Consider the following 13341-nt stretch of genomic DNA (forward strand, 5'->3'; position numbering starts at 1 on the left):
CGTTTCATCGTGAGTTGTACGATGACATACAACAGCGCTGTCTGCTGCCCATAAAGAGGAGACTTTCATGCTCAAGCCCTTGCTCGCCGCTGCCCTGCTCGCGGCCTCGTCCGCTGGTGCACTCGCCCAGGCCTGGCCCGACAAGCCGCTGCGCATCGTGGTGCCGTACCCGCCGGGTGGCTCGTCCGACATCATTGCCCGCGCCATCAGCCAGCCACTGTCGGATGCGCTGAAGCAGACCGTCGTCGTCGAAAACAAGCCGGGCGCCAACGGCAACACCGGCACCGATTTCGTCGCCAGGAGCACCGACGGCCACACGCTGCTGCTGTGCGACGTCGGCGCGCTGGCGATCTCGCCCTCGGTCTACCTCAAGCTGCCGTTCGACCCGTCGAAGGACTTGAAGGGCGTGAGCATGCTCGCGTACTCGCCGCACCTGCTGGTGGTGCACCCGTCGGTGAAGGCGAGCAACCTCAAGGAGCTCGTCGCTTTGTCGCAGAAAGAGAAGATCGACTTCGCCGTCACCGCGATGGGCAGCGCGCCGCACCTCGCCGGCGTGGCCGTGGAGAAGGCGACCCAGGCCAAGTGGGAGTACATCCCGTACAAGGGCGGCTCGCAGGCGGTGGCCGACACGGTCGCGGGCCAGACGCATGTGGTGATGAACGGCATGCTGGCCACGCTGCCCTTCGTGCAGTCGGGCAAGCTGAAGGTGCTGGGTGTTTCGAAGAAGACCCGCGTGCCGCTGCTGCCCGAGGTGCCGACGATCGCCGAGCAGGGCATCGCCGGCTTCGAGTCGGGCACCTGGCAGGGCGTGCTGATGCCGGCGAACACACCGCCGGCAGTGGTATCGCGCGTGGCCACCGAGTTGGCGCGCATCATCCAGTCGCCCGAGATCCAGAAGCGCCTCGCCTCGCAAGGCGCAGAAGTTGCGGTGATCGCGCCGGCCGACTTCGGACCCTTCTTCGAGCGCGAGCGCGCCAAGTGGGCCAAGGTGGTGGCCGAGGGCAAGGTCACGATCGACTGATCACCACGACATACACCGACGAGACAACACGAGGACACCCATGAGAGAGAACCGCCTGCGCACGATGTGGAAGGCCGGTGAAGCGGCCGTCAACGGCTGGCTTGCCATCCCCAACAGCTTCTCGGCCGAGACCATGGCCCACCAGGGCTGGGACACGCTCACCATCGACCTGCAGCACGGCGTGGTCGACTACCAGGCGATGGTCGGCATGCTGCAAGCCATCTCGACCACGCCCACGGTGCCGGTGGTGCGCGTGCCCTGGCTCGAGCCGGGCATCCTGATGAAGACGCTCGACGCCGGCGCCTACGGTGTGATCTGCCCGATGGTCAGCACACGCGAAGACGCGCAGAAGCTCGTGGCCTACACCAGCTACGCGCCCAAGGGCACGCGCAGCTTCGGCCCGGTCCGCGCGCTGCTGTATGGCGGCGCCGACTACCCGCAGTACGCCAACGACACCATCGTGCGCTTCGCGATGATCGAGACCGCGCAGGCGCTCGACAACCTCGACGACATCCTGAGCGTGGAAGGCCTGGACGCGATCTACATCGGCCCTTCCGACCTGTCGCTCGCGCTCGGCTGCAAGCCGGCTTTCGACGAGGTGGACCCGAAGGCCGCGCAGGCCATCGACCACATCCTCGCGCGCGCCAAGGCGCACGGCGTGGTCGCGGGCATCCACAACGGCGCGCCTGAGGCGGCGCTGGCGCGCATCGCCAAGGGCTTCCAGTTCGTGACCGTCGGCTCCGACGCGCGCCTGATGGCCGCGGGTGCGCAAGCGGTGGTCAGCAAGATGAAGGCTGGCCGCACCGCAAGCGACGCGGGCTCCGGTTCCTACTGATTTCGATAGAGGACATCACCATGAAGGTTGGATTCATCGGGCTGGGCATCATGGGTGCGCCCATGTGCGGCCATCTCATCGCCGCGGGCCACGAGCTCTTCGTGCACACGCGCAGCAAGCCGCCGGCCGAGATCGCCGCAAAGGCGATCACCTGCCCCGATGCGGCGACGGTCGCGCAATCGGTGGACGTGGTGATCCTCATGCTGCCCGACACGCCCGACGTGGCGAAGGTGCTCTTCGGCGAAAGGGGCGTGGCCGCAGGTCTGAGCCAAGGCAAGGTCGTCGTCGACATGAGCTCCATCTCGCCGATGGAGACCAAGGAGTTCGCGAAGAAGATCGAAGCGCTCGGCTGCGACTATGTCGATGCGCCGGTGTCGGGTGGCGAAGTCGGCGCGAAGGCCGCCTCGCTCACCATCATGTGCGGTGGCAAGGAGTCGGCCTTCGAACGCGTGAAGCCGCTCTTCGAGAAGATGGGCAAGAACATCACGCTCGTGGGCGGCGTGGGCGACGGACAGACCACCAAGGTCGCCAACCAGATCATCGTGGCGCTCAACATCGCGGCGGTCGGCGAAGCGCTCGTCTTCGCCAGCAAGGCGGGTGCTGACCCGGCCAAGGTGCGCCAGGCCTTGATGGGCGGCTTTGCGGCGAGCCGCATCCTCGAAGTGCATGGGGAGCGCATGATCAAGCGCACCTTCAACCCGGGCTTTCGCATCGGGCTGCACCAGAAGGACCTGAGCCTCGCGCTCGCGGGCGCGCGCACGCTGGGCGTGGCCTTGCCGCAGACGGCGGGGGCCGCGCAGCTGATGCAGGCCGTGGCCGCGAACGGCGGCGCCGAGCTCGACCATTCGGCCCTGGTGAAGGCGCTCGAACTGATGGCCGGGCATGTGGTGACCCCCGACGCGTGACGCGCCGTGGGCGAGCAGAATCGCGGCATGAGCCTCGACCCTCGCGCCTTTCTCCGTTCCCTCTTCGATGCGGCGATTGCCGCAGCGCAGCCGGAGCGTGTGATCGCGCCGCATCTGCCGCCGCCGCCCAAAGGCCGCACGGTGGTGATCGGCGCGGGCAAGGCAGGTGGGGCGATGGCGGCGGCGGTCGATGCGCTGTGGCCGGTCGACAAACCCTTGTCGGGCCTGGTCGTCACACGCTATGACCATGTGCCGCCGGCCTACAAGAAGCAACCGGGCCGCATCGAAGTCGTCGAAGCGTCGCACCCGGTGCCCGACGAAGCGGGTGCGCAAGCCGCGCGCCGCATCGCCGCGCTGGCGCAGGGCCTCACCGCCGACGACCTGGTGCTGTGCCTCATCTCCGGCGGGGGCTCCGCGCTGCTGAGCATGCCGGCCGAAGGCCTCACGCTCCCCGACAAGCAACGCATCAACCAGGCCTTGCTCAAGAGCGGCGCCAGCATCAGCGAGATGAACTGCGTGCGCAAACACCTCTCGGCCATCAAGGGTGGCCGGCTCGCGGCGATGTGCGCGCCGGCGCCGGTGGTGAGCCTGCTCATCTCCGACGTGCCGGGCGACGACCCGAGCGTGATCGCGAGCGGCCCGACGGTCGCCGACCCGAGCACTTGCCGCGAAGCGCTCGGCATCCTGCAGCGCTACGGCATCGACGTGCCGCCGCTCGCGGCCCAAGGCCTGCGCACGGGGGCGTTCGAGACGCCGAAGCCGGGCGACGAGCGGCTCGCGCGCAACACACTCGCGATGATCGCCACGCCGCAGGCGAGCCTGCAGGCAGCGGCGCAGGCTGCACGTGCGGCCGGCATCACCGCGCATGTGCTGAGCGACGAGATCGAAGGCGAGTCGCGTGAAGTCGGCAAGGTGCATGCGGCGCTTGCACGTGCCGTCGCGCGACGTGGCGAGCCGTTCACCAGGCCTTGCGTCATCTTGAGCGGAGGTGAGACCACCGTCACCGTCGGCAAGGACGCTCGCGGCCGAGGTGGGCGCGCCAGCGAGTTCCTGCTCGCCTGCGCCGTGACCCTGCAAGGCGAACCCGGTGTGTGGGTGCTCGCGGGCGACACCGATGGCATCGACGGCATCGAGACCAACGCGGGTGCGATCGTCACGCCCGACACGCTGGCGCGTGCCATGGCACTCGGCCGCAAGCCCGACGAGTACCTCGCCTCGCACGATGCGTGGAGCTTCTTCGCGGCGCTCGACGACCTGGTGGTGACGGGCCCCACCTACACCAACGTCAACGACTTCCGCGCCTTGCTGATCCTGTAGGCGCTCGTTGCAGTGCGGCAGGGCAATCGGTGTGCGCGCACACGCGTGCTCAGCAACACATCTTCACCAAATGACCCGCCGCATGGCTGGGCATTTGATGGGATCGATGAGGCCTGACGTGTTTGTCTCTCTACACTACGCCGCGCAGGGAGGTTCACTGAAGAAGCATTTTTTGGAACCTCATGAAGACCAGAGACGTCGTTATCTTTTCGGGAAAGCGCTTCAAAGTCCCCCAGGGCATCCAGCGCATCGATCACCGTGCCACGCACGGTTGGCAACTCCGCTACGGCGGCACCAAGCTTTTTTCTGACGGCAGCACCGATGGCAGCGGCGCTGCGGCATCGCTGAAGGCCGCCACCGAAGAGCTGCTCAAGCGCATCGCCAAGCTGCCGGCACCGTCGCGGCTGCAACGCAAGCCGAGCGAGAACAAGACCACCGACCTGCCCGTGGGCATCTCGGGCCCCATCGTGCGGCAACGCCCGGGTGCCAAGGTGCGCGAGTGCAACCTGTCGGTGTCGCTCCCGCGTTATGGCGCGGTGCCGCGTCGCAGCACGATCTACATCGGCAACGAAAACACCTACACGGTGCAACGTTTCGAGGATGCGCTGGCGCGTGCCATCAAGTTGCGCGAGGACGCCGAGGCCAACTACCGGCGTGATGCCACGCGAGCGAAGCGTGCCGAGGCGCAGCGCCTGGCGGAGAAGCAGCGCTCACGCCGCTCGGCCTGAGGCGAGGCGGACGAGAACTCGCTCAGCCCGGCCCGGGCTGTTGCGAGTCCTCGAACGAGGCACGATAACCACCCAGGGGCGCGTGGTCGCTCAGGCGTGCCTTCATCGAGTCGATCCAGTCGGGTGGTGTCTGCGGCTCGTCGCGCGCGGCCACACGCAGCGCCGCGAGGATGCCGGCCGACGCCAGCAGGTACAGGCCCGCGGCCGGCAGCAGCACCTCGGCCAGCGAGCGGGTGTGGTTCCAGCTGCGCGCCACGCCGAGGAAGGCGCAGTACAGCCACAGGGTGTTCGACAGGGCCACCGGCAGCGCCACGCTCAAGTGGTCGCGCAAGGTCCAGCCCGACACGCGGTGCGGCTTCGCCAGCCGCGGGAAGGTGATGCGGTGCAGGACGAAGGCATTCACACACAGCAACGCCACCAGCAAGAGCTTGCCCTGCAGCTTGGGGTTGTGGAGATAGTCGGGTGAGGCCGAGAGGCCGACCAGGATGGAGCCGCCGCCCGAGAGGCACAGCACGATGAGCGCCGTCGCGATCACCCGCGTCTCGAAGCGCCGCGGCGGCCGGATGATGCAGCGGTAGCGCGCCATCTTGGCGAGCAGCCGCAGGTCGGTCGTCATGATGAGGCCGAGGGCCAGGCAGGTGGCCATCAGGTGGGCGTAGCTGAGCAGCAGTTTGTCCATCTCCCTGAACCGTCCCTGAAAAGTGCATCTGTGTGCAGTTGCGATTGTCCTGCGCATCAACTTGGGGTTGAAGGCGGGCTAACACGGGCTCCCCACGCCACGTCAAGCACATGTCATTCCTCTTGTGCGCCGCACACCGTTCGCTTAGAAACGAACGGATCCGACAGAAAACGAAAAAACCATCTGAGCGAATTGAACGCAGATGTTTTCGTTTCCGTCGGGTTCACCTCCATGAGCCGAACAGGCCGTCCACCATAGGAGACACACCCATGATGCGTTCCCGCCGCCACCTCCTTGCCCTTGCCAGCATGGGCGCGTTCGGCCTGACGGGCTGCGGCACCCCCGGCCCCGCGGCCGCGCCGACCTTCACCTTGCCGATGGCCGACGGCACGCCGCTTTTCGTGCGCCGCTGGCTGGCGGTGAGCGGCACGCCCAAGGGCGTGGTGCAGATCATTCACGGCGCAGCGGAGCACAGCGCCCGGTACGACCGTGTCGCGAAGCACCTCAACCGCGATGGCTGGCTCGTGTATGCCGACGACCACCGCGGCCACGCCGGCACCCGCGTGCGCACCAAGGCGCTGGGCGACGCCGGGCCCGACGCGTGGAACAAGTTCGTGAGCGACGAGAAGGCGCTCACCGACCACATCAAGCAGCAGCACCCAGGGCTCAAGGTCTTCCTGCTCGGCCACAGCATGGGCTCGTTCATCGCGCAGGACTATGTGCAGCGCTATGGCAACGCCGTGTCCGGCGTCGTGCTCTCGGGCAGCAACGGCGTGCTCGCCAATGCCGACCAGACGGTCGCCGCGGTGCGCGACCTGGCGAAGAAAGACCCGCTCGGCCCGTCGCCGGTGTTCGCCTCGGTCTTCGAGTCGTTCAACAAGCCCTTCACCGGCAAGGCCGGCTTCGAGTGGCTGAGCCGCGATGCCGCCGAGGTGAAGAAATACACCGACGACCCGACCTGCGGCTTTGCGTTCAGCAATGAGCTGGTCGCCGATTTCTTCACCGGCCTGCGCGACCTCTGGAACCCGGCCAACGAAGCGCGCATCCCCAAGGGCATGCCGATCTACGTGCTCTCGGGCGACCAGGACCCAGTGGGCGGCAACACCGCGGGCCTCAAGATCCTGCTGGCCAACTACCAGCGCTACGGCCTCACCGATGTGCAGCACAAGTTCTACCCCGGTGCGCGGCACGAGATCCTGAACGAGACCAACCGCGACGAGGTGGAGCGCGACATCATCGCGTGGCTCAACGCCCGGCGGTGATCCCGGGCCCTGTATCGTCGGGTGATGACCGATGACCGCCGTTACCTGCCGCCCACCGCCGAGCTGGTGGATGTCGAAGCCGAGCGCGAGGTGGCCGAGCGGCCGCGCCAGGTGCGCTGGGCTTCGGTGCTGCTGTGGCTGAGCTTCACGCTTGGCACGGCGGTGACCGCCCATGAGCTGCACCAGACCGTCACCACGGCCGACCCGTCCGAGTTCGCCCCCGCGGCCACCGCGGCGATCGCGGTCTTCACCTTCGCCTTCCTGGCGCTGAATGCGTTCCTCAACGTGATGATCTACAAGGGCCGCAACTGGGCGCGCATCGCGTACCTGGTGATCGCCGTGCTGGGCGTGGCCTTCCTGTTCTTCCCGACCGAAGAGGAAGCGACCTCGCTCACGCACCTCGTGGGCTACGCGGTGGGCTCCACGCTCGACCTGATCGCGATGGCGCTCGTCTTCACTCGGCCCGGCGCGCTGTGGTTCAGGCGGCGTCGCCCGTAGCGTTCGTTCAGAACGGCATCAGCTCGAGGTTGCCGACCCGCTCGATGAACCACACCGCCGCCAGCAGCGCGATCAGCAGCGAGCCGCCGACGAGGATCAGCCGCTTGTAGACCCATTGCCGCCGCAGCACGAACGCGATAGGCAGCAGCACCGCCACGATCGCGAGCTGCCCGACTTCAACGCCGAGGTTGAAGCCCACCAGCGAGAGCAGCAGGGCGTCGGGCGGCAGGCCGAGGTCCTGCAGCACGCTTGCGAAACCGAAGCCGTGGATCAACCCGAAGCAGAAGGCCACCAGCCAGCGCCGCCCTTCGACGAGCGGGCGGAGGTTGTTCAATGCGGCCAGCACCACCGACGCCGCAATCGCCGACTCGACCCAGCGCGACGGCAGCGACACCCAGCCGAGCGTGGCGAGCGAGAGCGTGATCGAGTGGGCCGCGGTGAACGCGGTCACGACCTTCGCCACTTCCCAGAAGGCCGAGCGGAAGCTCGAGGCCGGCTCCCACCGCGGCTTGCGCCACACCAGCACCGCGGGCAGCAGCAGCGACACCAGGAAAAGGATGTGGTCGAAGCCGATCCAGATGTGCCACACGCCCTCGCGGCCGTACGACAGGAACTGCGACGCCGGGTGCACGTCGCGCAGGACGAAGGGCGTCTTGCCCGCCGCCGGGTCGAGCACCACGCTCCGGGCGCCGCGAGCCGTCTGGAGCTTGAGCAGGCCGCGGTGCTGCTGGTCGAGGTCGGCGAAGAGGCGGTACTCGAGCGACAGCTCGGCAGGCGAGGGGCTCGGGCAGCGGATCGACAGCTCGAGCACGCTGTAGACACCGTCGGTGTGGCGGTCGACCAGCTGGCGCGGCACGGCAAGCGTGCAGGGCTGGCCATCGGCCTGCAGCGACAGGCGCGCGAGCGCGTAGGCCGCGATCTCCGCATGCTTGGCGCGCGTCTCGCCCCAGGTGATGGCGCCATCGCCATCGGCGTCGAGGCCGATCGCGAAATCGAGGTCGCGCAGGGCAATGTCCCACTGGCCCGACAGGCCGGCGGGGCTGGACTCGTCCGTGCGGATCGTGAGGTAGCTCTCGGAGGGTTTGTGCGCCTGCGCCAGGCCGCTCAAGCCGGCGAAGAGGGCGAGGAAGGCGGTGATGCCGGTGAAGAGCCACCGCCGGGTGCAGCTCATGGCAGGCCTTTCAGGGTCTCGGCCAGCTGCTGCAGCGCCACGCTCTGCACGCCCGAGCGGGCCATCCAGTCCAGCACCGGCCGGGCCGCGGCGCGGTCGCGGTTGGCGATGGCGGCTTCGAGCAGCACGCGTGCATCGGCAGGCTCGCGCTGCACCTCGTAGTTGTGGCGCGCGAGCTTCAGCGCCTGCGCGTTGTCCTGGCGCACGGCCATCAGGAAACGCGCTTCTTCCTTCTCGTGCGTGGTGCGGCCGCGGCGTGCGTCGTCGAAGCGCGCCGCGAGGTCGGCCTGCCATTGCCGGGCCCGCGGGTCCTTGAGCTGGCTGGCGGCCAGCACCAGGCGCAGCAGCAGCGTGTCGGAGCGACCCTTGCCGTCGAGCAGCGTGAGCACGTCGGCCGGGCGGCCGCGGTCGAGCAGGAAATCGGCGTAGGCGGCCAGGAGGTAGTTGTCGGCAACGCCGAGGGCGACGGCTAGGCGGAAGGCCTCGTCGGCCTCGCGGAAGCGGCCCAGGCGCTCCTCGATCTCGGCCAGACGGGTGAGAGCCCACAGGCGCTCGGGTGGCTCGGCTCCGGGCGCGGCCGCGAGGGCTGCGCGCAAGGCCTTGGCGGCGCTGTCGGCCTGGCCCGAGAGCGAATCGGCGCTGGCCACGCAGGCCACACCGATCAGCGCAGAGGCGTGCGGCGCGAGTTGCTCGCAGGCACGTCGCGCGGCGGGGTAGTCGGCGCGCACCATGTGGATCGCCGCCTGCCAGGCCCAGGCGTCACCGAGCGACGGGTCTTGCGCGACGGCGCCGCGCAGGTCGGCGAGGGCGCCTTCGAAGTCGTGGTTGAACTGGCGCAGCACTGCGCGCATCACGCGCACGCGAGGTGGCGGCGTGGGTGCGTTCCACCAGGGGGCGAGCACCGCCTGCGCATAGCCCACCCAGCGCGGGTCGCCTTCGGCCGCCACTTCCTCGTAGTAGCGGCGCGCAAGGCGCACGGCGAGGTCGACATCGTTCGGCTGGCGGGCCCAGGCGGCGCGCATCTCGCGCAGGTCGCTCATGCGGGCCGGGGTGGCGCGGCCGGGCAGGGTTTCCAGCAACTCGGCGTCGGATGCGGGGGTGAAAGGCGCTGCCCCGGCCGCCGCGCTGGCAAAAGGCAACAGGAGCAGGAAGATGTGGCGAAACGTGTCAGGCAGTCGCATGGCAGCCACGAAAAACGAGCGCGGATGGTAGCAACCCTGTCACGACGCTCGCGCACATCTCACATTTGGGATCAGAATGCGCGCCGGCCCTGTCAACGAATCCGGATGCCTGCCGTTGTGGCGATGTCAGCCTCGATCCGGTTCATTGGCGTGGGGCTGATTCCACGACGGCAAGCCGGTTGCCGAGGCCCGTTGCGGAATGGCCAGCCAGTGTTTGTTTTCAACCATCCAAGGAAAATCCCATGAGCAAGCTTCTCTCTTCCCTGATCGTGGCTGCCTTCGCCCTGACCGCCGTGGGCGCACAAGCCGCTTCGCACGCCGGCGCTGCACCGGCCAAGGATGCCAAGCCCGCCGAAGCCAAGCCCGCTGCCAGCGGCGCCAAGAAGGCCGACAAGAAGGCCGACAAGAAGGCCGAGAAGAAGGAAGAAGCCAAGAAGTAATCCACTTCGGCTTCATGCAAAAAGGCAGGTGCGATGCACCTGCCTTTTTTTATTCGCGAGTGCCTCCGGCGCGGGCGTGGCTAACCCGCCAGGCGCATGGAAGCGAGGCTCAGGCCTGCGAGCGCCAGAGGTCGCGCAGCATCACGCCGATCGGCTGCGGCTTGGCCTTGGCGGGCGCCGCGGGTGTGGGCCGGGTCGGCGTGCCGCGTGCAAGCGTCCAGGCCACCGAGCGCGCGAGCGCCCAGGCCACGGCGACGAAGAGGCCCATGCCGGCCACCGCGAAGGTCACGAGCAGTGCGCCGTGCACCCAGTTGTCGCCGAGCGCGCAGAAGAGCGCCGCGGCGATGACCGCCAGCGCGGCGGCGCGGCGGGCGCCTCGCGCCTCGAGCATGCCCCCGAGTGCCAGCGCGTAGCAGGCGACGAAAGCCCATGCGCAGATCATTTGCAGGAGGCTCAGCTTGTTCAGCGAGGCGTTGATGTCTTCCATGAGCGGAAGCATAGACATCTCAGACTCGTAACGGATGTCAGAAAAAGCCGTGTTGTGGGTTCTTCCACCGAGATGAGGGAGTGCACATGGGTGCCTTTGTGACAGCGGGGCGAAGGCTTGTCCGGATGGTGTGCAAAACGTCTCGTTCGGCTGGACGCAACGCCCGCCTTTGGGGCGGGTGCTAGATTGCCGCCCGACTTTCCACCCCCAACGGAGACACCCATGAGCACCGAGACCTCCACCGCGGCGAGCGCCACGTCGAACGGCACCTTGGGCGCCGCGTTCGGAGCCACCTTGGGAGCGATAGGCATCGGCGTGCGCGACCTGCAGCGCTCTGCCGGGTTCTACCAACGCGTGCTGGGCATGAAGCAGCTGCAAACCTTCAAGCTGCCCTACATGGACGAGATCGTGCTGGGCCTGGAAGGCAGCCGCGGCTCGGCCATCGTGCTCATGCACTGGACCGATGGCTCCGAGCGCCACTACGGCAGCAATGGCATCAAGCTCGTCTTCTACGTGCCCGACCCGAAGGCCGTGGCGCAGCGCTTCCGCGACGAGGGCCTGGAGGTGGTGCGCGAGCCCGCGCCGGTGCCTGGCCTCGGCGATGCGATCGTCGGCTTCGCGAAAGACCCTGATGGCCACTTGATCGAGTTGCTGCAGGCAACGGTGCGGGCCGCCTGACTCACGCAGCCGCACGCGCATGGTTCGCAAGGCCGCAGCGCCCGCTGCACCGAAGGCGCGCCTCTCCGCGCAGGCGCGGCGCCTGCAGATCATGGACAGCGCCACCGCGCTGATCGTGGGCCGCGGTCTCGCGCATTGCACGCTCGACGAAGTGGCGGTGGCGGCCGGCATCAGCAAGGCGCTCATCTACCGCCATTTCTCCAGCCGCGATGAGCTGCTCAAGGCGCTGCTCGAGCATGAGTTCGCCGTGCTGCGTGGCCGTGGGCTCGGCGCCTTTGCGCCCGATGCGCCTTTCGAGCATGTGGTGCGCGTGTCCACACGGCGGGCCTTCGAATACCTGCACGAGCGAGGCGCGATCCTGCGCGAGCTGTTCAGCGACCGCTCGGCGATCGAGCTGCTGCAGGAGCGCGATCGCAAGGAGCGCCTGCAGAGCACGCGCTTCTTCGTGGAGAAATCCATCCGCACCTACGAAGTGCCGCCCGAGGTGGCGCAGGTGATCGCCGTCATCACCATCAACGCGCCTGCGGCGGCCGCACGCGGCCTGCGACGCTTCGGCTTTGCGCCCGACATGAGCGCCGAGGTGTGGTCCGAGTTCGTGCTCGGTGGATGGGCGGCGGTGGCGCGCCGGTTCGCCACGGCACCGCGCGCAACGGGCAAACCCGCGTTGTCGACAAGCGACATGGATTTGTCGAACCCGCACCGGAAGAACCCGAAGCGGAGCGTCGCGAAGGCGACTGGCAAGCGCGCGTCTCCCCGGCGCTGAGCCGGTGCCTCCTGCGGTGTTCTGCTTGATGCACTGCGGTGGAGGGATTCCCCTCGCTTGAGCTGTCAGGTCTATTTGTAGACCATTTGTCTACTAAGGTGCCCGCCCAAGATGGCGCCGAACGTCCGGGATCACAGAGAAGTGTGGAACGCACCCGCCGTGTGCTGCACGGCAGGACGAACAAGGACTGGAGACAAACGTGATGAAGCGATCGGTGATGGCCCTGGCCGCAGCGGCGGCCTGTTCGAGTGGGATGGCGCAAGTGCCGCCCACGCCCGGCGTGGTCCTGTACGGCGGCGTGGACGGCAACGTGACGCGCGCAAGCGCCACCGGCCGTGGCTCGATCTGGCAGGTGCGTGACGGCGGCATGTACGTCACCAAGCTCGGCTTCACCGGCCGTGAAGACCTGGGCGGTGGCTGGGCCGCGAGCTTCGTGATGGAGTCGCAGGCGAGCAGCGACACCGGCCTCGGCTCCAACACCAACACCGGCAACACGCCCGCCACCAACAGCCCGCCCACCGGCACGCCGAGCGGCCTCAACTGGAACCGCAAATCCACCGTCAGCCTGCACTCGCCTCTGGGCGAAGTGCGCTTCGGCCGCGACTACACCACGACCTTCGTGCCCACCACCTACATGGACCCGTTCTTCAGCGCGGGCGTGGCCAGCGCGGTGAACCTGCAGGTCTTCTACACGCAGACCGTGGCACCGCCCCCGCTCGTGCGTGCGAGCAACATGGTCGGCTACTACATCCCCGCGACCTGGGTGCCGGGCCTCTATGCCTATGCACAAGTCGCGGCCGGTGAAGGCACCGGCGCACGCTTCACCGGCGTGGGCTCCGGCTACCGCAAGGGGCCGCTGCTGGTGAGTGGCGCGTGGGGCAAGACCAAGGGGCCGCTGATCGGGAGCTCGACCACCGTGGGGGTCCCCGGTGCAGTCACCGCAGCATCGACCTCGGGCGACAACAACCTCACGGTGTGGTCTTTCGGTGTGTCGTATGCCTTCGGTGGTTTCAAGCCCATGTTCTTCTACCAGTCGCAGGTGATGGACCGCTTCGGCGTCGCCGGTGGCGTGACCGAACTGGACCGCCAGGTCGACGACTGGCTCGTCGGCTTCTCGTGGGCCATCGGTGCCAACACGATCAAGGCCGCGTATTCGACGAAGAACGACAAGGGCCTGGCCAACGTCGACCCAAAGCAGATCGGCCTCGGTTATTCGTACCACCTGTCCAAGCGCACGGCGGTGTACGCCAACGCCGTGCAAATCAAGAACAAGAACGGCGGCTCGTACAGCTTCCTCGCGGGCTACGCCCCGGTGGCCAACGGCACCAGCCGTGCCATCCAGGCGGGCCTCAGCCACAACTTCTGATGTTTCTAGG

General features: G+C 67.9%; 15 protein-coding genes. 11 read left to right on the top strand and 4 right to left on the bottom strand.

The window, feature by feature from the left end; all coding sequences use genetic code 11:
- Positions 1-67 precede the first annotated feature (67 nt).
- The 5 genes from JI745_RS19645 to JI745_RS19665 all read left to right on the top strand — a co-directional run bounded on the left by JI745_RS19645 (position 68) and on the right by JI745_RS19665 (position 4806).
- Positions 68-1021, top strand: coding sequence for a tripartite tricarboxylate transporter substrate binding protein (locus JI745_RS19645; RefSeq protein ID WP_201810893.1), 954 nt, complete (start codon positions 68-70; stop codon positions 1019-1021).
- Between the two features lie 40 nt (positions 1022-1061).
- On the top strand, positions 1062-1856 hold the full coding sequence (locus JI745_RS19650; RefSeq protein ID WP_201810896.1) for an HpcH/HpaI aldolase/citrate lyase family protein: 795 nt from the start codon (positions 1062-1064) through the stop codon (positions 1854-1856).
- A 20-nt stretch (positions 1857-1876) separates the two neighbouring features.
- Entirely contained in the window at positions 1877-2761 is an 885-nt protein-coding gene (locus JI745_RS19655) for a 2-hydroxy-3-oxopropionate reductase (protein ID WP_201810910.1), read from the top strand.
- A 27-nt stretch (positions 2762-2788) separates the two neighbouring features.
- Positions 2789-4078 carry a glycerate kinase gene (locus JI745_RS19660; protein WP_201810912.1) on the top strand — a complete coding sequence of 430 codons (1290 nt, stop codon included), beginning with the start codon at positions 2789-2791 and terminating at the stop codon, positions 4076-4078.
- Positions 4079-4260: 182 nt separating this feature from the next.
- Complete coding sequence (locus JI745_RS19665; protein ID WP_201810914.1) at positions 4261-4806, top strand: hypothetical protein; 546 nt, start codon at positions 4261-4263, stop codon at positions 4804-4806.
- 22 nt (positions 4807-4828) lie between these two features.
- Here JI745_RS19665 and JI745_RS19670 read toward each other — a convergent pair whose 3' ends face one another.
- Complete coding sequence (locus JI745_RS19670; RefSeq protein ID WP_201810916.1) at positions 4829-5485, bottom strand: hypothetical protein; 657 nt, start codon at positions 5483-5485, stop codon at positions 4829-4831.
- A gap of 269 nt (positions 5486-5754) precedes the next feature.
- Between JI745_RS19670 and JI745_RS19675 the strand changes: the two genes are divergently transcribed.
- Together JI745_RS19675 and JI745_RS19680 are read left to right on the top strand one after the other, a co-directional pair.
- A complete protein-coding gene (locus JI745_RS19675) occupies positions 5755-6747 on the top strand; it encodes an alpha/beta hydrolase (protein ID WP_201810919.1) in 993 nt (330 codons plus the stop codon).
- Positions 6748-6771: 24 nt separating this feature from the next.
- A complete protein-coding gene (locus tag JI745_RS19680) occupies positions 6772-7245 on the top strand; it encodes a hypothetical protein (RefSeq protein WP_201810921.1) in 474 nt (157 codons plus the stop codon).
- A 7-nt stretch (positions 7246-7252) separates the two neighbouring features.
- Here JI745_RS19680 and JI745_RS19685 read toward each other — a convergent pair whose 3' ends face one another.
- Both JI745_RS19685 and JI745_RS19690 read right to left on the bottom strand, forming a co-directional pair.
- The gene (locus JI745_RS19685; RefSeq protein ID WP_201810923.1) at positions 7253-8416 is read right to left on the bottom strand and encodes a HupE/UreJ family protein; all 1164 of its coding nucleotides are present in this window, start codon (positions 8414-8416) and stop codon (positions 7253-7255) included.
- Entirely contained in the window at positions 8413-9597 is a 1185-nt protein-coding gene (locus JI745_RS19690; protein WP_201810926.1) for a hypothetical protein, read from the bottom strand. Before JI745_RS19690 ends, JI745_RS19685 begins: the two co-directional genes overlap by 4 nt.
- 242 nt (positions 9598-9839) lie before the next feature.
- Here JI745_RS19690 and JI745_RS19695 point away from each other — a divergent pair, with 242 nt between their 5' ends.
- Entirely contained in the window at positions 9840-10037 is a 198-nt protein-coding gene (locus JI745_RS19695) for a hypothetical protein (RefSeq protein WP_201810928.1), read from the top strand.
- Between the two features lie 109 nt (positions 10038-10146).
- On the opposite strand, the gene JI745_RS19700 is transcribed toward JI745_RS19695, so the two are convergent.
- The gene (locus tag JI745_RS19700) at positions 10147-10542 is read right to left on the bottom strand and encodes a hypothetical protein (RefSeq protein ID WP_201810931.1); all 396 of its coding nucleotides are present in this window, start codon (positions 10540-10542) and stop codon (positions 10147-10149) included.
- Positions 10543-10746: 204 nt separating this feature from the next.
- On the opposite strand from JI745_RS19700, the gene JI745_RS19705 reads away from it, so the two are divergent.
- The 3 genes from JI745_RS19705 (at position 10747) to JI745_RS19715 (ending at position 13331) form a co-directional block, all read left to right on the top strand.
- Positions 10747-11202, top strand: coding sequence for a VOC family protein (locus JI745_RS19705; protein ID WP_201810939.1), 456 nt, complete (start codon positions 10747-10749; stop codon positions 11200-11202).
- 19 nt (positions 11203-11221) lie between these two features.
- Complete coding sequence (locus JI745_RS19710; RefSeq protein WP_201810941.1) at positions 11222-11965, top strand: TetR/AcrR family transcriptional regulator; 744 nt, start codon at positions 11222-11224, stop codon at positions 11963-11965.
- Between the two features lie 202 nt (positions 11966-12167).
- Positions 12168-13331, top strand: a complete 1164-nt coding sequence (locus tag JI745_RS19715) for a porin (protein WP_236675369.1) — start codon at positions 12168-12170, stop codon at positions 13329-13331.
- Positions 13332-13341: the final 10 nt, after the last annotated feature.

This window comes from Piscinibacter sp. HJYY11 (genome assembly GCF_016735515.1).
Classification (GTDB): domain Bacteria; phylum Pseudomonadota; class Gammaproteobacteria; order Burkholderiales; family Burkholderiaceae_C; genus Rhizobacter.

Coding starts and splice junctions, on each gene's coding strand:
- JI745_RS19645 (WP_201810893.1), top strand. CDS start 68: ATGCTCAAGCCCTTGCTCGCCGCTGCCCTGCTCGCGGCCTCGTCCGCT.
- JI745_RS19650 (WP_201810896.1), top strand. CDS start 1,062: ATGAGAGAGAACCGCCTGCGCACGATGTGGAAGGCCGGTGAAGCGGCC.
- JI745_RS19655 (WP_201810910.1), top strand. CDS start 1,877: ATGAAGGTTGGATTCATCGGGCTGGGCATCATGGGTGCGCCCATGTGC.
- JI745_RS19660 (WP_201810912.1), top strand. CDS start 2,789: ATGAGCCTCGACCCTCGCGCCTTTCTCCGTTCCCTCTTCGATGCGGCG.
- JI745_RS19665 (WP_201810914.1), top strand. CDS start 4,261: ATGAAGACCAGAGACGTCGTTATCTTTTCGGGAAAGCGCTTCAAAGTC.
- JI745_RS19670 (WP_201810916.1), bottom strand. CDS start 5,485: ATGGACAAACTGCTGCTCAGCTACGCCCACCTGATGGCCACCTGCCTG.
- JI745_RS19675 (WP_201810919.1), top strand. CDS start 5,755: ATGATGCGTTCCCGCCGCCACCTCCTTGCCCTTGCCAGCATGGGCGCG.
- JI745_RS19680 (WP_201810921.1), top strand. CDS start 6,772: ATGACCGATGACCGCCGTTACCTGCCGCCCACCGCCGAGCTGGTGGAT.
- JI745_RS19685 (WP_201810923.1), bottom strand. CDS start 8,416: ATGAGCTGCACCCGGCGGTGGCTCTTCACCGGCATCACCGCCTTCCTC.
- JI745_RS19690 (WP_201810926.1), bottom strand. CDS start 9,597: ATGCGACTGCCTGACACGTTTCGCCACATCTTCCTGCTCCTGTTGCCT.
- JI745_RS19695 (WP_201810928.1), top strand. CDS start 9,840: ATGAGCAAGCTTCTCTCTTCCCTGATCGTGGCTGCCTTCGCCCTGACC.
- JI745_RS19700 (WP_201810931.1), bottom strand. CDS start 10,542: ATGTCTATGCTTCCGCTCATGGAAGACATCAACGCCTCGCTGAACAAG.
- JI745_RS19705 (WP_201810939.1), top strand. CDS start 10,747: ATGAGCACCGAGACCTCCACCGCGGCGAGCGCCACGTCGAACGGCACC.
- JI745_RS19710 (WP_201810941.1), top strand. CDS start 11,222: ATGGTTCGCAAGGCCGCAGCGCCCGCTGCACCGAAGGCGCGCCTCTCC.
- JI745_RS19715 (WP_236675369.1), top strand. CDS start 12,168: ATGAAGCGATCGGTGATGGCCCTGGCCGCAGCGGCGGCCTGTTCGAGT.